The following is a 20,600-nucleotide window of genomic DNA, read 5'->3' as shown; positions in this document are numbered from 1 at the left end:
AAACAACAAAGGCCTTAATCTATATAGTTAAGGCCTTTGTTGTTTAATGCTTCACTAAGCTTGGTTTTACATGCTTTCTATAGATTAAATATAATTTGCTTTAATGGGGTAAAGTTTTTAGTATTGGAGAGTTTTTGAATTTCTAACCAAGGCCAAAATCCTAAAAATAACTTTTTAAATCATAGTCTGTAAATAAAAGGCTGATAATTTGCATGCCGGGCTGCTTCAATTGTTATGGTAAATTAGTTTGCCATACAACAAAGATTACTACCCACATCGGTTATAACCTTAGTATTCAACTTAAATAATTATGCAAAGAAGAACTTTCATGAAAAACACCGGCTTGCTGGGCACAGCTTTAGTGCTTAGTAAGATACCTGCATTTGCTACTGAAACCGGCTACCCGGTGGTAAGGACTACTAAAAGAAATTTTAGCAGCGAGTCTGTAGAAAAAGCTATTACAGAGTTTAGCAAAAATGTAAAGGATAAAGAATTAACCTGGCTTTTTAACAATTGCTTTCCTAATACTTTAGATACCACGGTAACTTTCACGGAAAAAGATGGCAAACCAGATAGTTATGTAATAACCGGTGATATTGATGCTATGTGGCTACGCGATAGCAGCGCGCAGGTATATCCATATCTTGATTTTATAAAGCAGGATAAAAAGCTGCAACAATTAGTTGCCGGTGTTATTAATCACCAGGCTACCTGCGTATTGAAAGATCCTTATGCAAACGCTTTTTACGATGATCCTAACAAAGTAGGAGAGTGGTCAAAAGACGAAACCAAAATGCAGCCGGGCCTGCACGAGCGTAAGTGGGAGATAGACTCATTATGCTACCCTATCAGGCTTGCCTACAAATACTGGAAAGTAACTGGTGATACTACTCCGTTTGATGCAAAATGGAAGTCGGCCATAGCGCTTACTTTAAAAACCTTTAAGGAGCAACAGCGTAAACAAAACCAGGGGCCATACAGCTTTCAACGTAAAACCGCATGGGCTACAGATGGCGTACCCATGAACGGGTATGGCTACCCTGTAAAGCCAAATGGTTTGATATGCTCTGCTTTTCGCCCAAGTGATGATGCAACGATCTATATGTACCTCGTACCGTCCAATTTCTTTGCCGTGGTGAGCTTAAAACATGCCGCAGAGATGGTGAGTGCCATTAGTAAAGATGCAGCGCTTGCGGCTGAGCTTAGGGCCCTTGCTGCAGAAGTGGATGCCGCGTTAAAAAAATATGCTATCATTAATCATCCTTCTTACGGCAGGATCTATGCTTATGAGGTGAATGGTTATGGCAGCTTCAACTTAATGGACGACGCAAACGTACCAAGTCTTTTAGGGTTGCCTTATCTTGATGCTGTACCGGTAACAGACCCGGTGTATCAAAATACCCGTAAAATGCTGCTGTCATTAAATAACCCGTTCTTTTTTAAAGGAAAAGCCGGCGAAGGTATTGGCGGCCCACATGCCGGTAAAGATATGATCTGGCCATTAGGTATTATTATGCGCGGCTTAACCAGTACTAATGATCAGGAAATTAAGCATTGTATAGCTATGCTGAAAAGCAGCAATGCAGGTACTGGTTTTATGCACGAGTCGTTCCATAAAGATGACGCTAAGCATTTTAGCCGCCCATGGTTTGCCTGGGCAAATACATTATTTGGCGAGTTTTTATGGGAAACCTATAAAAAGAAGCCGCAATTACTGGCTTAATTATACAGTTGTTTAGATATAAATCACAAGCGTCTTATTTTAAATTATAAGGCGCTTGTGTTGTTATGGATAATTGATTAATTACCTGGAATATTATTGCATATGAAAGTTTTAATTATTGGGCCATCAGGCTCAGGTAAAACGTTTGTGGCTAAAGCACTTCAACAAGCAGAAATAAATGCTTTTGATGCTGATGATATTGAAGGTTATCAAACTGGTATGATAAAAGCGGTAAAAAAGTTGCTGCACCACATACGGCTAACGAAGCTATAAGCAACAGTTACTCTTTTTTATGGAGCAGGAAATTCCTGGATAATTTTTTACGAGAATTTTCTGAGGTATATGTATTTGGCGGATCAGGCAATGTTTCAGACATGTTTGAGCTGTTTGATAAGGTATACTTTCTTAAAATTGACCCTGAATTACAAATGGAACGATTGAAAAGCCCGTTACGCCCTAATCCGCTTATGGGTGCTAACGATAATGGTCCTGTTGTATGGGGTGCATGGCTCGAACAAATGGCACGAGAAAAAAATATCCCGTTCATAGATGCTTCAAAAACACCGATGCAGATTCATGAAATTATTAGTCAATAGTTATAGTTTGATTCTCTATTATTAAGTTATTAAGCTAAAAAGGGCGCAAAAATGAAACTTTTTGCACCCTTTTTAGCTTAATAACTATCGGTATTTTTACTTGACGGTGTAGTTATATACTTTACGGCCAAGTTCGCCGGCGGCATTGATGCCTTCTACCACAACAGCGTATGAGCCTGGTCCGTCAGCATTGAAGAAGCTAAACGATGTTTGACCGTTAACATCTGTTTTCAAATTTGGGTTCCAATAAACAGTTGAACGTAAGTCCGGCAATTTATCGTCATTTCCCGAAGTTCCGTATTTAGGTGAATAAAACTCACGCACCTTGTTAAAGCCTTTTGGCGAAAAGTTTATAACACTTGGATTATATTGTTTACGTGCAGTACCTAACTTAGTAAGAATAAGAATTGATGGCCCGCCTAAAACGCTCACCATTGCCTGATTTGTTCTTGCCATCTCAATCTTCGCTACGTCTTCCGGCAGAATACTGCCTTCTAATATTTCTGATACCTCATCCGCAGTAGTGATTTTTCTTCCGTCAACAATAAGTTGTACTACATTGCCACCCAGCGTTGAACCTATAAGTTTAATAGTACTGTAGCCTTGCACAGATTCAATGCTTATGCCGGGTAATCTGCCTTCCAGGGCTTGTCCAAGGTTGATATAATCTGAAGCATCCTGAATTGTTATTACCTGATCAGCGGATCCTTCAGGTATTTTAAACATGCCTTGCGGCGTGATATTGGCATCTTCCCTTGTTTTTCTTGCCCTGATACGTACTTCGCGTAATCTTTGTACTTTATTCAACTGGCCTGATTTTTCGTAAATGTCATCCAGTTTCTTGCCGTTTTCAAGATAGGCCTTTAACGTTCCATCAATATCAGTACTCAGATCAGGAAAGTTTTTATTTTTGTTAATCCTGAGCCTTGGAAGTGTATCTAAAGTGAGGATTGCATGGTCACTGTTTTTTGCGGTTCGGGCCTGAACGGTAACTTTAAGGCTGTCACGTAAAAATATTTTATCAAATTTGAAATGCCCTGTTGCATCAGTAGTAGCGGTTTCAGCAAGATTTCCTCTCATTGACAGCAAGCTAACATTAGCATTTGGCAGTATTTTATTACCAAGGGTGGTAACACTTCCGGATATTGTTGCAGTCAATGGTTCTGCAGGGAAAATCGGGTTTTTATTTGTGGGATTAATTATCTCTTTCCAGGTAAACCTGCGATAACCCTGGGTCAGCATCAAATTATCTAAAGCTTTTTCAACGTCTTCGCCCTCATTCGCAAAATAATAGTTCGGTTTTTCAATGTAGCCTTTCAAGTCAGAAGAAAGCAAGATGCTTGAAAAAATTGTGGTTACATCATTTTCATTTACAGGTAATTTGGTTTCGTCGATTACTGATACAGAGAAGTTTCCGCCAAAGGCGCCTTTGCCCTTACTATCTTTTGCTTCAAGATCTATTTTTATAGGCTCTTTACTGTTATAGCTGTTTTTCGGGCTTTTAACATCAAGCTTCATGATATCATTGCTTTTAACAAAAGCCACACGTTCATTTAATGGTTCGCCTGTAGCATTAAAAATAGTGAACTGCGTGATGCCGGTTGGAAACAGTTTTTTCTCTAACCAGATAGAAGTACTTGCTCTGCCTATTTTTACCGGTGACGCTACAATTACTTCACCACTGGTTTGCGCAATAAAGCTTAGTGTTGGCGCTTGTGTTACCTGGTTGGCTGATGCGCCTATTCTTACAAGTATACTATCCTTATTGGGTTGGGCAACGCTTAATACAAAACCATCATCTATTGCTTTTGGTAATGCAAATGTTTTGTTGCTGCCATCAGGAAAGCTGATCTTGGCACTATATGATTTTCCGGTTTCTGGTCTTAAAGAAAAACTACCCATGCCGGCATGCAGGGTCTCAATGGTAGCAACTTCATTGCCTGCCTCATCAACCACTGTGCCTTTAACAGCCACACCCAGGCCATCTATCCCAACGGCTTTAAAACCAACATGTGATGATACCCCATTAACCAGGTTGCCGCTTTCAGGAAAGAATTGTATATCGCTTTGTGATAGTGCAGCTTTTAAAGGGAAATCCCGCGTAACAGGTTGTTTGTCGTCTCCTGTAATTATCGTTCTTATGTATGACCCGTTCAAATCAACATGGTGGTCATTTTCAACCGTAACCTGCAGCGTTCCTAAGGCATTGGTCTTTTCTGTTCTTGTATATACAGATTTATTGTTAATTACTATGTCGTAATGTACATCACGGATGGCAAGTGCTTTGCCATCTTGTGTGGTGTAGTTTAACAAGGCAATTAAAACTGGTTTATTTTCTGTGCCTTTATATTGATAATTTACTTTTGATACAATATCATTACTTGCCAGGTCGCCAACTGTAAAAGTTTTATCAAAAAAATAATCGGGCCCGGCATTACGCATCCATTGGGTGTAAGCGCGTACGCGATAATTGCCTTGCCTTAAATCATCGTCCAAAATAAAATCCCCCTCTACCATGCCGGTGGTTATAGGCAGCTTTAATGTTTTAACTAAAGAATCCCTATCTGTGATCAGATCTACATATAAAGCACCGCTTAAAGCAGAAAGCTGGTGCCGGCTTCCTACGGTTACATAGCCTTTAAACCATATAGTATCACCCAGTGCATAATATGGTTTATCCATATGCAGGTATACTTTTTCCTGCGGAGACGAGTCTGTCCACTTTTGTAAGGCTGCAACTAATTTGTCAACAGGATCATCGCCTTTAGGGATAAAAGCAAAAAATAACAATACCGAACAGCACAGTCCGATCTTAAGAAAAAGCTTGTTTAATTTCATAATGTAGGTAATAGGTTAGTTATAGGTCACACAGATATGCCAAGGGTAACACGTCTGTAATTTTTCATTAGGTTAATACTGTAAAAAAACATAAATTTTTTGATAGAAAAAAAATAATAATGGAAAGAATTTTATTAAGAGCTATTTTATATAAGCAAACTAATAATATGGCTATCAAATTAGACTACCCAGATACTTGTAAACTTTGATTTTGAATAAACTGATTTTACACGGTTTAAAAAACAGCGGTTTTGTGCCTAAGTAGTTAACACATAGTGTCGTGTACTAATTTGTAGACGCATTTTAGATTGATTTTTGAGAGGCGCACAGTTGATAATTCTACTTTTCTATACAAAACCATAGTTTTTGCCCTTTTTTCAAGAATTTTTAAGAATAATTTAAAATTTATTTGGAACATATCAAATTATTATTTGTATCATTGTCTAAGAGAATAGCAGATAGCAAGAGCGGTTGCCTATTTTCGAACCAATTAGAAGTATACCAATTACATTTTTGTTGCCCAATACAAATCAATTTATTTACTATTATAAACCAGCTATGATCAAAATTTTACAAAAACCCTTTGGAGTGAATCCTCCCGGCACTGCTTACTATCAATTACTGGAAAAGAACCTACTGACGGGTGTTAGTATTGATTCTTTTTCGGCTAAATTTTGATAGTCTAAGCCAGCTAAAGAGATTCTGTATTTCAATTCCGGTATAATAAATTAATCTTTCTTTATTGATTGACTAATTTTATTGTGCCTGATATTAAATATCCTACTACACAAACAATTAATAAACAGTTTTTTAATCAGTTAATACTTAATTATCTGTTATGCGCATTATTGCAATTATAACTTTCTTGGGTGTGCTATGTACAACAACGTACTCCTATGGCAATACGGCTATGTATGCACGTGTCTCAAACAACACTACATCAAAAGGGAGGCTCCCTTTAAAGTATGTTCATAAAATTGGGAGAGACACTGCTGTCAAAGCTAAAAAAGATACGATATCGAATGATTCGGCTATCGCTATCACTGCCCCCTTTAAAAACGCTATTGCGAAAAGACTCCAGTCTGAGACCAATAATGTTAACCCTGACAAAACAGCAAGAGGTCCGTGGATTTCTTTGCAGCAGTACTTAAAAGGACAAGCTGCGGGCTTATATGTGAATGAACCTAGCGGCGAGCCCGGGACTGTTCAAAACATGTTTATACATGGTACATCACAGCCCCTATTATCTGCACGTGAAGCTTATTCAACACAGCCGCTGGTTATATTAGACGGTGTTGAGCTGATCGCAGATCATCCTTTTGCTTTTGATATCCAGCAATATAAATACAACGAAATTGGCCCTGCAACCAATACGCTTGCGTTTGTAAATATGGATAATATTGAATCGATGCAGGTTTTGAAAGGGTTAGACGCTACCAGTATTTACGGCCCAAAAGCAGCTAATGGCGCTATCGTATTAACCAGCAAAGGCGCCAGCAAAAAAAGAAGAATCACTTTTGATTCTTATGCAGGTGTAGCTACACCTAAATCTGTTACTACTATTAACGGTCAGTTTGAAAATAATTTCAGAAAGCAGTTTTATAATAAATATACTGCTACCGGAAGCTTTTCAGACCTTGATGCTTTGCCATTATTTTTAAGTGACTCTTTAAATAACTCATTTTATGGTCCGGCTAACTGGAACGACTTGTATTATGGCAGCCAGGCAATTTACAGCGTAAATGCCAGTATAAGCGGTGGCGATGAGCGCGCTAACTTTGATTTTCAGTTAGGCGACACTAAGAACGGGGGAGTTGCTGACAAGACAGGCATGGATCGATATAATACCCGCTTCCTGTTGAATATGAAACCGTTAGATTGGTTTACATTCAGCGCTATGGTTACTGCTAACCAAATTTTGAGAGACAGGAACAAGAATGTTCGCGACCGTCTGGCACAAGTTAACTATTTGCCGGATTTGAGTACGCCGCTTGCTCCTAATAAGGATAGCTATGCCGACTATCTAGACCAGTTCCGCGACGGTTTTGATAAAAACAAAACCAACTTATTTGCAGGATATGTTAAAGCGGCTATCGACTTGGGTAACTTTAAATTTGTATCGTCTTATAACATTGATTACAACGAAGGTTACCGCGATATTTTCTATCCAAGGACTTTATTGCAAACTACCAACTATGCGTCTGATTATTTTGGATACAATATTCGTACAGCTGTAAACAACCTGGCTACTTACGAATATAAAATAAACGACGATAACAAATTTAACTTCTCGTTAGGTAATACATTTGAATATGATACCTACAGGTACACTTATGATTATGCATACAAAGGAACCACTGACTTTATCAAGATAAATTTGTTAAATTCTGATCCTAACAATGGAAATTATCTTACTTCTCAGGTATTTCAGCAACAATTGATCTATAAGTTCTTAGATAAGACAAAAAACACCCAGGTAGCATTTTATGGTAAAGTAGATTACTCATTAAAAGATAAGTATAACTTTTCTGCTATGTTAAGAGCAGATGCTTCTTCTAACCAACAACCTACAAACCGTTGGTTCTACTCGCCTATATTTAGCGCGGGATGGGACATGAAAAAAGAATTCTTTGCTGAAAAGAATGATGTATCAGCACTTAATTTACATTTAAGTGCGGGCAGAATGGGTCGCTATGAAAATTTTGACAACTATGCTCAGGGCCCTCAATACACCGCATTTATTGGGTATACAGGTAATTTAATTACCCCGAGTTATGGCGGACTTTCAACCATGACCCGCCCTTACTCACAAGGTTATGTTCCTTATGGTTTAAAATGGGCTTATACCGATCAGGCTAGCGTAGGCTTAGATGCTGAGATTTTAAAGAAGCGTTTATATTTGAGCTTAAACGCCTATTACAAACATGATAAAAATATGTTGCTGGGCGTACCTTCGGCGGCTGAGTATGGATATACCTCTGTTATTCAAAATGGTATGGCTATCCGTAATACCGGTTTAGACGCGCTTATCAGCGGTGTTATCTTGCCATCAGATAATAAATTTTCATGGAGGACAAGCTTAAATGTTAATTTAAACCATAACGTGTTAACCGCTTTACCTGGCGGCTTGAATCAGATCGCAATTGATAATACGCTCCTTAAAGTAGGTTCGGCTGTTGATAGCTATTGGTTATTAACAAATCAAGGTATTTATAACACAGATGCTGAAGTTCCGGTAGCTAACGGTAAGACAATGACTTACAATGGTATTACCTTAAAAACAGGTGACCCTAAGTGGAAAGATATTAACGGCGATAATGAAATAACCAATGCCGATAAAACCTTACAGGGCCATGCTTTACCTACTGTATCAGGTGGCTGGAGCAACGACTTCGCTTATAAAAATTGGAGCTTGAATTTAGATTTCTATTATAACCTGGGTCGTAAGGTATTGAATCAGGAAATGGCAAACAGGTTTGATTTTTATAACAACGACGGCGCCAATGATATCAATTCTGTAAAAGAGATCTTTTATTGGGAGAAACGTGGCGATTATTCAAAATATCCTATTTATAACCCTGCAAGTAGTGTAGACCCTTACCAGGTTAATCAGGATTTATTTTTAGAAAATGCGTCATTTATCAAACTGCGTACTGTATCGTTAGGTTATGATTTGACATCGCAAATGAAAAAGCATTTTTCAAGCCTTCACAGATTTTATGTTTATGCCAGTGTAAATAACGTGTTTACCTTAACTAAATATACAGGTCCTGACCCGGAACTGGTAGATTACACCGGCTACGACAATGGTTACGGCATGCAAATTCCGAGGACTTATTTAGTAGGAGTAAAACTGGATTTTTAAATTCATGAGCATAGACAAAAATTGAATACTGTTTAAAATAAAGATGAAATGAAAAAAATAATTTTACTGAGTCTTATCTTTTTTACTCTTGTTGCTGATAGCTGTAAGAAGGCGCTTAACGTTACACCAACAAGTGTAGTAAATGAGACAAACACTTGGAACACAATAGAAGACGCCCGGGCCGCGATTATGGGGGTGTATGGCTTAACCAGGGCGGCTCTTGCCGATGACAATGGCCATTGGATATATGGTGATGTCAGGATGGGTAACTTTGTAAGCCCTACCCGTCAGGATTTGAAAGCGGTTGTAAACAATAACCTTAACGCTGCATACCCTGTATTAAATGAATTATCTAACTGGAGAAGGTTTTATGCGATTGTTAACGCGGCCAACATCTTTTTAGAGCGGATTCATGAGATTAAAGACAAAGATCTGCGTTATACAGCAAATAACATGACTGTTGATGTGGCTCAGGTTCGTTTTTTAAGAGCTTTCGCATATTTTTATATGGTTAGGATATGGGGCGATGTGCCTTTTATCACCTCATCAAGAGAGGGTACTTTTGAAAATCAGCCAAGATCTGGCCAATCAGCTATATTGGAGTTTGTGCAGACAGAAATGGTAGCTGCAGCAACTGACCTGCCATATGAATATAGCAATGGTGACATACAGCAACCAGGTGATTATTATAATAGGAAAAGGGCTGATTGGAGTGGTGTTTTAGTTAGAAAACTTGGCGCGTACGCTATGCTTGCCCATGTGGCTGCCTGGCAAGGTAAATATACAGATGTTATCAGGTATACCCAAAAGGTACTGAACGAGTATAATACGCTCGATGATCTGTCACTTACAAGTACAAATACTTTAACCTCACCTAGCGGTTTCTTTTATACCAAGGCTCCCGGCGGTGGCAATGATAACCAATTGTTTGGATTTGGATTTATATGGGGTGATCAGGAGTCGGCATTTACCGGTAATATGGAGTCGTTAGCGCTGGCAGCGCCTGTCGATAACAAAAATATACCAGATATTTATGTTCCTAAAGATTCCATCTTATCTATCTTTAAAGAGGTGTCAGACAATCGGTTCAATATTGATACCACAGGCATAACACACTCAGATGCGGTTAATGCGGTTTCAATTAAAGGTTATTTTTCAAACTTTCTCGGAAAGTATCCAATTTTCGCTAAGATCAGGTGTATAATGGGTGGAGTAAATGATCCCTCATTCAGACTATTCTCAAGTGCCATTGTATTAACAAGGTTAGAAGATGTTTATCTTTTACGCGCAGAGGCTTATGCTGTATTAGGAGAAGATAATTTAGCAATTAGCGATTTGAATGTCGTTAGGCAGGAAAGATATACGGTGGATGATCACGGACGTGAGTCAGGTGGTATAGTGTATGCTTATGACCCAAATACAAGCGGCCCGCTGATTGATGCCATATTCAGAGAGCGCCAAAAGGAGTTTATGGGCGAGGGCGATCATTGGTATGACAGGATCCGGATGGAGAAAATTAAACAAACTAATCCACAATTCCTGCAGTTAATCAGTTCAGGCGGTATTTACTGGCCAATATCACGTGATATTTTAGCGCAAAATCCTTTACTGACACAAAATTCATATTGGAAGTAAAAAAAGAAAGAGAATAGAGACATGAAAAGATCAATTTTATTCGGAAAATACTTTGCGGCAGTTGTAGCAATTGCGCTTATAGTCCAAACAGGCTGTAAAAAAGAGAAAGGCTACTATGACAGCACGCCTGTTGCAGGTTCAGGAAACTTAACCGCTTACGAGTATTTAAAAAGCAAGCCAGGAATTTATGATTCGCTATTATTAGTTGTTAACGCTTTAGGTTACCAACAGACTTTAACTGACAGTAGTGTTACGGTATTTGCACCGTCTAACCAGAGTTTTAAAATCGCCATTTCAAACTTAAACGCTATCCGCCAAAGTCTTGGACAAGCCCCTGTTTATTTGACCCAGCTAGCCAAGGGCGGTGACGGTATAACTGACCCTAAGGCCCGGAATAAGGCTAATCGCGACAGAGCGCAGTTAGATACCATGGTTTCGATGTATATTCTGCGGAACCAATACACGTCTACAGATTTCTCGGTTGGTGACGGACAGTCTGTAGCCACCGTTCGTAATAATTACCCTATGCATGGTCAACGGATTTACGGGGATGCCGAAGGTCATGTAGGCGGAGGTGCAGCATTGATTGAATATGCCGATACTAAAAGGAGCTTATTTGTTTCCAATTGGTCAAAAAGCAGAACATCATCGGTTGATATTAAGACAAAAAACGCCATTGTTAACCTGATGAATAATGACCACGTATTTGGTTTCGATTCGTTTGTATCGCGGATGACGCTGATACCTGCCCCACCTGATGTTATTAACCCTAAAACAGATAGTCTGTGGGTTGTTTTCCCTGCCGGTTCTGGGTATACTGACGGACAAGTATCGGCTGGTGAGATATACAAAAATCTTTTTGACAATACCGTGGGTACAAAGTTTATCTGTTTCATCAGTGTTCAAAACAACTGGTATCCTACATTGTATTGGAAACCTAAAGTGCCTACACCTGTAAATAGTTACTCGATGACCAGCGCCAACGATTCTAAACAATATAATCGTAACGGAAGAGCCTGGAGGGTACAAGGTACGCTTGCTGATCCCGCGAACGATAAAGTCCCTGATGCACAATGGGTAACTTTAGATGTGCGCCAAGAGCAGAACTGGAGTTCGAACTATCAATTAAGACGCTGGGACTTTAATAACACGGTGGCTTATAAGGCATACCGCCTGGTTTTACTTCAAACCGGTGACGGTCTGAATCCTCCGGATCAACTATTCCAGATTTCTGAGTGGACAATGAATTATCAAGACCCTAATCAATAAGAAATATAAAGCTTAAAGTAGACACATTATGCAAAACAAAATAAAATATAGAGCTTTTGTATTATTAACAGCTGCGGTGGCTTTTTCGGGGTGCAGAAAAATATTTAACCTGCCTACCGAAAAAAGTTACCTGAGTACACAAGCCACTTACGCTCAAAAAGATTTCTCTTTTATACTGGGCCGGACTTATGTATACAATGGAGTATTTAACTCAGATAACTCAACATTCCCGATTGATTTTACGATTACAAACCCGAGGTTTGGTGATGGCCGGGATGCCAGTGATATGCTGAAAAAAATACCGACGTTAGTTTGGACCCAAGAATATACAGGAAAGGAAACCAGTTTAGCGCAAATTGCGGCCAAGAGAAAATTGGAAAATCATTCTCCGCTGGAAATAAGGGGTAACGGTGATGTTATGTGGTGGAACAACGTTAGAAGTAAGATTCGCGGAGGAACATTTGATGCGGCCACTATTGATACCGTTGTTTATCCACAGCAAAAAAGATACTTTGATGTTAAGCTTACCAATAGCGGGGGTTCAAGGACAATAAAAGATTTAACTGTTACAACGCAGGTAGATCAGCCCTACTCTCCGGTTGATGACTATAATATCTATACAGGCCAACCTAATACAGGTACCCCTAACTCGCATCAGATACAGCACATTTTTGCCCAACTTTTCAATATAGACGGCGAGACTACAGGCACGAATATAGATCCGCATGCTGCATCTAGTTTAGTGTACGTTTATATCCGCAAATTTAGTGACGATTCTACAGGCCACAGGTTAAGGTTTAAATTCCTTAATAAGGATTCGTTAGAGATAAACCCAAAAAGGTTTTCTGCTACCAAATGGTTAGAGCAGGTACATGGTTTTACAGCTGACGGAGCTCCGGGGCCTGATTTTACAGATACTTATGTAGAATATAATGTGGCTTATCCGATCCCTCTTGCTAAAATACCTACAAAATATACATCAGGAGGTGTCGCTAATATTAACGGCGGAGGCAGCGCACACGTTGAATTTAGCTATTCACGCGTAGCACAGGGCGGGATAAGAAAGACAGGAGTAATCCTTCAGGATTTTAACATTTATGAACCAGGCGATTGGGAGATCGTGTTCCACTTTAAAACGGAGAACCCTAAGTTTGATAACGATTAGAAAACCCTAATGACTAAAACTAATATACAATGAGAAAACAAATTATTTGGCCGTCAATTTTCTTCTGTGTCTTGTTTCTATGCCAGAATTTGATGGCACAAGTTAAAAAGATAACCGTAAAGGGTATCATTTTAGACGCAGCAACGAAAGAGCCATTAACGGGAGCGACGATAGGTACACCGGGTAAGGGTTTAACACAAGCTGATGTAGATGGTAAGTACAGCGTAATTGTTGATGATGGGGCAACACTTGTATTTACTAACGTTGGTTATGTGTCACAAACTGTGAAATTAAGACCCGGACAGGTTGCATTAAACATTAACTTAACAGCGTCAGCAAATGAGATTAATGGTGTGGTAGTTCGTGGTTATGTTAAGCGTAACCGTGATGAGCAAACAGGTTCATCTTATATTATTACCGGTAAGGAAGTGCAGGATAACCCGGTAGGTAACGTTGAGCAGCTATTACAAGGTAAGGTTGCAGGTTTGAATATTCAGAATAACACAGGTGCTCCCGGTATGCGTGGGTCTGTTAATATTCGTGGTCTGTCTACCATAGCCATAACAGGTACCGGTGATAATGCCTATTTACAGCCAACATCGCCTTTATATATTATTGATGGTATTCCTTTAACAGCAGATCAAGCTTCGCAATACGGGTTTGACCAACAGGGTTCAGGAGTAAGTCCGCTGTCATTGATCCCTCAGGAAGATATAGCCAGTATGGAGATCCTGAAAGATGCTACGGCTACTGCGTTATATGGGTCAAGAGGTGCTTATGGTGTAATTTTGATTACAACTGTAAGGGGTAAATCTAAAATCCCGCGTGTTATGTACACGGCCAACTTTTACGTGTCTGCGGTTCCAAAACTTCGTTCTTTATACGGCGGTACCAATGAGCGTAATTTTAAAATTAACCAAATACAAACTTATGGTATAAATAATGATAAATATTTACTTTCAAATACACCCGCGCTATCGGATAGCTTAAATGCTTATTATAACAATTCAACCGATTGGCAAGGTATCTATTATTCAGATAAGTTTAACACTACCCACAACGTTGAGATGGATGGTGGTGATGAGAAATTCAACTATAAAGCTAACTTAAAGTATTTTTCTCAATCAGGTTTGATTGCCAATACAGGATTTGAAAACTATAGCCTGGATATGAACATGCAATTTAAGCCAAGCCCTAAATTGAGTTTCTTTGGCTCTATCAGGTCATCATTAGGTAAAGTACAAGCAGGTAGCGGTACAGGGGTTTTGCAAACTATTGTAAACAATAGCGCTGGTAAATCTAGTTTGCTGCCCGGTCCTTCATTCCTGTTAGCTACAAGCGATGTATTATCGTCACTTGATATCCGTAATAATGCAGGCCCTAAAGAAATTGATGCGAACATAAACGCCAGTTATGAGCTGTTGAAAGGTTTAGTATTAGGTACAACTACAAACTATACTTACAGGACAGATAATACTGATAGTTTTTTACCGGCTGCCGCTAACGGTCAAACTACATTAATGAATAATGACTATAGTTATTATTCAGAATTGTATAACCGTAATAATATTTCATATACCAAGCCAATTGGCAACCACAATTTATTCTTTAGTGTATTTAACGAAATTTACATTAAAAACAACCAGGAAAACTATACCAGGATCTTTGGTTCGCCAAATGATACTTATGAAGGCCCATATGGGTACAATGGTGCATTGAGTACAGGTGGTGGTGTTTTAGATAACTTCCTTAATTTAAGGACCGCATCATTTGCAGGCGCTTTCACCTATGATTATAAAAAGAAATACGTAGTTGACTTTACCTATCGTGTTGACGGATCGTCAGTTAATGGTCAGAACAACCTGTATACCAAGAACCCTTCAGTTGGTTTCAAATGGAACCTTACTAATGAAGACTGGATTTCAAACAGGACAAAGGGTTGGTTAGATCAGGCTGACCTTCGTTTAACTGCCGGCCAAAATATCTACCCGGTAGGCGAGTTAAAGGATATTTACGGTAAATATAACTCTAACGGGTTTTATGACAACCAATCACGCGTTAGTGTTGATTTTGATGAGATACCTAACCCTAACCTGAAATCAAAGAGCGTTATCCAGTATAACTTAGGTTTTGACGTATCTTTATTCCATGAAGCGGTTAATGTTACCTTTGATACTTATTACAAAAAGGTTGATAACGAATTGTTTAAAATATTCTTAGATAATACGTTAGGATTTAACTACTACAACAGCAATGGTGTTGCGCTATCTGATTATGGTTATGAGTTAACATTAACATTGCACCCACTAAGTAAAACAAGTAAACTTAGATGGGACATAAACCTTAACGGCGCGTTAAACTATGACGTTTTGCTGAAATTGCCTTCACAATATAACGGGCAGACTTATTCAGATCAGGACGTTACCTCTCCCGAGCTGACCAAACAGTATGTTGTGTACAGGGTGGGCAGGAACTCATTATCTAACTGGTTGTTTATTAACCAGGGGGTATATGCTTCTACTGCCAATGTACCGGTTGACCCTGTTACTGGTTTAAGGTTACGCAGCGTTGTTAGCGGTACTAACAGCGGCACCGCACTTAACCCTTTATATTCTTACCAGGGTGGCGATGCTATCTTGCAGGATGCTAATCATGATTATGTAATTGACGCACGTGACAGGCAGGTAAGCGGTAACTCGCAGCCATTGTTAACTGGTGGTTTTAGTAACACACTTGGTTATAAGGCCTTCTCTTTGAACATATATTGTTCATACACAGCAGTACGGTCAGTAATCAATGCTTCTTTAGCACAGCGTTTATTGTTACTTAGCGATCCGTTCGGTTCAAATTCAGTTCCTACAGCAAGTGATCTGAGAATATGGAAAGGTACAGGTGATGCTACAGCTAAATTTGCTAACGTGTATGATTATGCTCACGAGCAATACATGAGCAACTTTAGAGCATCACAAACACTGTTCCAGGAAAATGGTAGCTACTTTAAAATTAATCAGGTTACATTATCTTATAACGTGCCTAAAAACTTTACTAAGCGTATAGGACTAAATTCAGTAAGGACATATTTCTCAGCAAGTAACTTAGCGATATTTACACCTTACTCAGGTCCTAACGTTGAAAACGTTAACGCTTTAGGTAAGGATGTTGATGGGGCATATCCAAATCCTCGTACATACACACTTGGATTTAATGTTCAGTTTTAATTTTAATTACAAAAATAAGATATGAAAAAAGTTATTATTTGCTTATTAGTTGTGATGGTTGCTTCTCAATATGGCTGTAAGAAGTTCCTTGACCTCACACCGATTGATAAGCTTACCGGAAACAATTACTTCCAATCGGCCAATGATGTCGAGGCTTTCATTAATGACCAGTATGGTCGCTTATATGAAAAGTACGTGCAGACAAACACGGCGGGCGGAACGGGAGAAATGCGGTCTGGCGAGGTGATCCCCAGCAGCAACACTCAAACCACAGATTACTGGGGAGGTGAATTTATAGACGCGGCTTTAGTAGGAGGGCATACGCGTACGGTGGCTAACTCAGGCCTTGATGTAGGCCCCCAAACAATAGCCAATACCGCGGTTGATGACTATAACCTGTTTCTTGCAGCGACTCAAAATGCCAACTATCTAGGGCATCCGGTGCGTTACCAGTTTTATCACCTTACCCAGTGGTCTGAATATTACCAGGTGATACAGAGCGTTAACATTTTGATCAGCAAACTTCAAGAGGGGATCCCTGCTTTAACTTCAGATCAAACTAAGGCATATATAGCCGAGGCTAAGTTTATCCGCTGTTATTCTTATTTCTTTATGGTTCGCTTGTACGGAGATGTTGTTTATTATACCGCAGCTTACCAAAAAGACCCACTGCCAAGAATGAATATGGTTACAGTGGTTAATAATTGTATTGCCGACCTTGAGCCGTCAAAAAATGACTTACCGGTAGCTATCAATGACCCTATCAAAAGAGGTGTCCGTGCTTCAAGAGGAGCCATTATTGGCTTGTTGATGAATATGTATATGTGGAACGCCGGTTTTGACCCCGCTAATGCTACTAAGGATTATACTAAAACCGCTGCACTTGGTGCAGAACTAAGAAACAGCGGAGCGTTTGACTTATTGCCAATTGCCGAGTGGAACACCGTAACCAAAGGCCGTTCTACAGAAAGCTTGTTTGAGTTTTTTAGTACCGTGAATTATAATAATACCTCACCGGTATTCCAGTTCGCCCCAAATGGTGTATCATTTATACATTTTCCCTACAAGTTGCCTGAGTACAATTCGCGCGCAAGTTTTTGCGTATTTACTACGCAATATATGCAAAAATTATTCCCTGATGTTAGCGATAAAAGGGTATCTATCTGGTTCGAAAGTGCATATAATCAAAATGCTGAAACTTTCCAAATGTTGAAATTTGCCGGAAATACGAATCTTGACGTAACCAACGACCCTAATAATCAATCTAACCCGGATAATACCTACTTGATTATGCGTTACGCCGATGCTTTGTTATTGGAAGCAGAAGCACAGAGTGATCTTGGTAACGAAGAAGCTGCAGCTATTCCGCTGAATAAAGTAAGGCTTAGAGCAGAAGCTCAGCTATGGAGTGGTGTCGGACAGGGATCTGATGCAGGTTATGCCACTATGGGCGATGCGATTTTTTACGAAAGAGCAAAAGAGCTGATTGGCGAAGGCACCCATTATTTTGATCTGGTGCGTACCAAGCGGATATTGAGTAAGAAATATACCGATAACCCGCTTACCCGCGATAAATTTGATCGTGGCGCCTGGACATGGCCTATTGATCCAGCGGTGTTGAGTAAAAATAATCCATATATGACTCTTAATCAATACTGGACGTCTGGCAGAGGTTTATAATAATAAAAAATTAAGAACATGAAAACTAATCTCAATAAATACCTTGCACTCGTTATATGTTCAGTTTTACTGGCCGTATCGGTAAGTTCTTGTAAAAAAGATAATTATTATAAAGATGGAGGACTTGCAAAAGCTAACTTTAATGGTAGTATTTTGCAATATCTTCAATCAAACCCTAAGTTTGATACGATAGCACAGATTGTAAAACTGGCTGGCATGGAGGATATCCTATCAAAAGAAGATATTACTTTCTTCGCACCTACTGACGAGGTTATCAGAAGGACCATAGGTTTGGTTAACAGTAATATTCCATATGTATCAGGTGGGCTAAATCAGTCCTTATTTGAATTAAACAAAGATACTATAAAAACGCTTGATGAAATACCTCAAGCAACATGGCGTAAATACCTTATGCGCTATGTATTGAAAGGAAAATACCTGTTAAAGGATTTTCCTCAACTGGATTTTGACTTGAGGCCGCAGTACCCGGGTGGATATTATTATGGCTATAATGGTGATCTTGATGCTATTGGTGTTGTGTATAATAGCGTGATAAATAAAAATACAAGCAATAATACCACTACTACTATCAGATATGCCGGTTACCGCCAGTTATGTATCGCCAGTATTGTTGACCCCTCAAATCCGAGCAATTTTTATAATGTCTCTGCACCGGTAGCTACATCGGATATCCAGGCATCAAACGGAGTAGTCCATGTGTTGGCTGTTTATGATGCTGCTTATACATATTATAACGGTGCCGATAAACTTATGAGAGCTAGCGAGATACTTATGGACGATTTTGGATTATATCCCGATTTTTTTCAGGAGGTTATTTTAAATAGATAGTGTAAACAAAAAAGTTATTATTAGCTTTAATATGAATAAGTTAAATAAGATCTTTTGAAAATTAAATAAACGTTATGAAACTTAAATATACAGGTTTATTAATAGCATTAGCCGGATTGCTCATTAGTGGTTGCAAGAAGCAGCAAACTTCTTTTACTAACCCTTACTCGGGAGGTAAATCGGCATTGAGCATAGTAACAGACCAGCAGCAAGTACCAGTTCCGGCATCAGGCGGCGCCGGCACTGTAGTTACTATCACCGCTACCGGGCTTGAACAATACAAAGGTAAATTGCATTTCTTGTTTAATGGCTTGGATGCAAAGATCGATGAGATAACATCAACCGGTATTAAAGTAGAGGTGCCTAATAACGCCAGCTCAGGTGTTACTTCGTTTGTTGTAGACGGCGAGTTGGTTTTTGGCCCCATCTTTAGTGTTACCGGAAAGATGAACATTGACCCGACCTACGAAAATACCTATGGAGCTGATAATGCGGTATGGAAAGCATTCCCGATTCCTTTATCAAGTAATTTATTAATCTTGGGTAGCTTTTCAAACTACGATAATAAAGGGGTTGTAAGAAGAATCAACAGGATTGCCAGGGTGGCCGTATCTGACGGTGCGTGGGACCGTTCATTCGCTTCGGGTGCCGGCGCTAACAATACTATTTATGATATAGCGCAAATAGGCGGGTATTTTTTCCCGGTAGGTGAGTTTTCAGGTTACGCGCAGCAGGGTAACATGAACGGGATCACCAGGATTTTTAGCGATGGAAAAGTTGATACCACGCAGGTTACCACTTATCTTAAACACCTTGCGTATGTACCTACTTTTAACGGTGCGGTAGCAGGCGGCGGGGTGCGCAGCATTTATCCCGTAGGCAACAACAAAATGATCATTACAGGTGATTTTCTTTACTACACCAAAAGAAAATATGATGCCAATACCTACAATTTTAAAGATAGTACGGTTGTTGATAGCACATATGCACGCAAAATCATCCGTTTAAATCTTAACGGTAGCCTTGATACCACCTGGAGGTTTAATACCAAAACTCCAGGTTATAAAAACAGGCCGGGTAGAACACCCGATGCAGCTAATGGTCCGATGAGTACTATCATGGATAAAAACAGTAATATCCTTATTTATGGTGCATTTAGCTCATTTGACGGTACCCCTGTAAGCAACATTACAAGGTTAAATTCAGTAAGTGGTCTAATTGACCCGACATTTAATCCAGGCGGCACAGGTGCTGATTTCGTTATCAATTGGATGAGTTATAACGCTGTACAAAATAAGTACATAGCAGTAGGTTTGTTTAATAATTATAATGGTACGGCAAGTAAATACATGGTACAGCTAAATTATGATGGATCTATTGATAATACCTTTAAACCAAAGGCATTTGACGGTGGCCTGCCATTTTTTGTTAAAATGCTGGATGATGGCTTGATCATTGTAAACGGTAGTTTCAAATCATATGGTGGGATTATGAGAAACGGACTGGCTGTTTTGACCCCAACCGGCGATCTTGCAGATAATTATAACAACGTTGGTGGTATATCAGGACAGCTTTTAGATGTTTATGATACTAAAACCGCAGATAATAAACGGGCGTTATTACTTATGGGTTCATTCTATAGTTTTGATAGCAAGCCACATAATAATATTATTAGGGTAACATTTGAATAATGTTTTTATTATATTAGCGTTAATAAAAATATAAGTTATTGTGTAACAGCATTAACGTACCAATTAAATTT

At 39.2% G+C, this 20,600-nt stretch carries 12 protein-coding genes; 11 read left to right on the top strand and 1 reads right to left on the bottom strand.

Features of this window, described 5'->3' with window-relative positions:
- Positions 1–310: 310 nt before the first annotated feature.
- The 3 genes from FO440_RS02410 to FO440_RS02405 all read left to right on the top strand — a co-directional run bounded on the left by FO440_RS02410 (position 311) and on the right by FO440_RS02405 (position 2,319).
- Positions 311–1,723, top strand: coding sequence for a glycoside hydrolase family 125 protein (locus FO440_RS02410; RefSeq protein WP_144246629.1), 1,413 nt, complete (start codon positions 311–313; stop codon positions 1,721–1,723).
- Between the two features lie 102 nt (positions 1,724–1,825).
- A complete protein-coding gene (locus FO440_RS24290) occupies positions 1,826–1,996 on the top strand; it encodes a hypothetical protein (protein ID WP_186292551.1) in 171 nt (56 codons plus the stop codon).
- 101 nt (positions 1,997–2,097) lie between these two features.
- Positions 2,098–2,319, top strand: coding sequence for a hypothetical protein (locus FO440_RS02405; protein ID WP_144246628.1), 222 nt, complete (start codon positions 2,098–2,100; stop codon positions 2,317–2,319).
- Positions 2,320–2,415: 96 nt separating this feature from the next.
- Here FO440_RS02405 and FO440_RS02400 read toward each other — a convergent pair whose 3' ends face one another.
- Positions 2,416–5,157 (bottom strand): carboxypeptidase-like regulatory domain-containing protein, encoded by a 2,742-nt coding sequence (locus FO440_RS02400; protein ID WP_144246627.1) that lies wholly within the window; start codon positions 5,155–5,157, stop codon positions 2,416–2,418.
- Positions 5,158–5,995: 838 nt separating this feature from the next.
- Between FO440_RS02400 and FO440_RS02395 the strand changes: the two genes are divergently transcribed.
- The 8 genes from FO440_RS02395 (at position 5,996) to FO440_RS02360 (ending at position 20,529) form a co-directional block, all read left to right on the top strand.
- Positions 5,996–9,022 (top strand): SusC/RagA family TonB-linked outer membrane protein, encoded by a 3,027-nt coding sequence (locus tag FO440_RS02395; protein ID WP_144246626.1) that lies wholly within the window; start codon positions 5,996–5,998, stop codon positions 9,020–9,022.
- Between the two features lie 48 nt (positions 9,023–9,070).
- Positions 9,071–10,657 (top strand): RagB/SusD family nutrient uptake outer membrane protein, encoded by a 1,587-nt coding sequence (locus tag FO440_RS02390; protein ID WP_144246625.1) that lies wholly within the window; start codon positions 9,071–9,073, stop codon positions 10,655–10,657.
- 21 nt (positions 10,658–10,678) lie between these two features.
- Positions 10,679–11,926, top strand: coding sequence for a fasciclin domain-containing protein (locus FO440_RS02385; RefSeq protein WP_144246624.1), 1,248 nt, complete (start codon positions 10,679–10,681; stop codon positions 11,924–11,926).
- Between the two features lie 28 nt (positions 11,927–11,954).
- Positions 11,955–13,091: a DUF5007 domain-containing protein gene (locus tag FO440_RS02380; RefSeq protein WP_144246623.1), complete on the top strand. Its 1,137-nt coding sequence runs from the start codon at positions 11,955–11,957 to the stop codon at positions 13,089–13,091.
- 92 nt (positions 13,092–13,183) lie between these two features.
- Positions 13,184–16,309, top strand: a complete 3,126-nt coding sequence (locus FO440_RS02375) for a SusC/RagA family TonB-linked outer membrane protein (protein ID WP_246104157.1) — start codon at positions 13,184–13,186, stop codon at positions 16,307–16,309.
- Positions 16,310–16,330: 21 nt separating this feature from the next.
- Positions 16,331–17,989, top strand: coding sequence for a RagB/SusD family nutrient uptake outer membrane protein (locus tag FO440_RS02370; protein ID WP_144246621.1), 1,659 nt, complete (start codon positions 16,331–16,333; stop codon positions 17,987–17,989).
- An 18-nt stretch (positions 17,990–18,007) separates the two neighbouring features.
- A complete protein-coding gene (locus tag FO440_RS02365) occupies positions 18,008–18,838 on the top strand; it encodes a fasciclin domain-containing protein (RefSeq protein WP_144246620.1) in 831 nt (276 codons plus the stop codon).
- 74 nt (positions 18,839–18,912) lie between these two features.
- Positions 18,913–20,529, top strand: a complete 1,617-nt coding sequence (locus tag FO440_RS02360) for a DUF5008 domain-containing protein (RefSeq protein WP_144246619.1) — start codon at positions 18,913–18,915, stop codon at positions 20,527–20,529.
- Positions 20,530–20,600: the final 71 nt, after the last annotated feature.

Source organism: Mucilaginibacter corticis (genome assembly GCF_007558865.1).
Classification (GTDB): domain Bacteria; phylum Bacteroidota; class Bacteroidia; order Sphingobacteriales; family Sphingobacteriaceae; genus Mucilaginibacter; species Mucilaginibacter corticis.
This window is presented reverse-complemented; position numbering and strand designations above follow the sequence as displayed.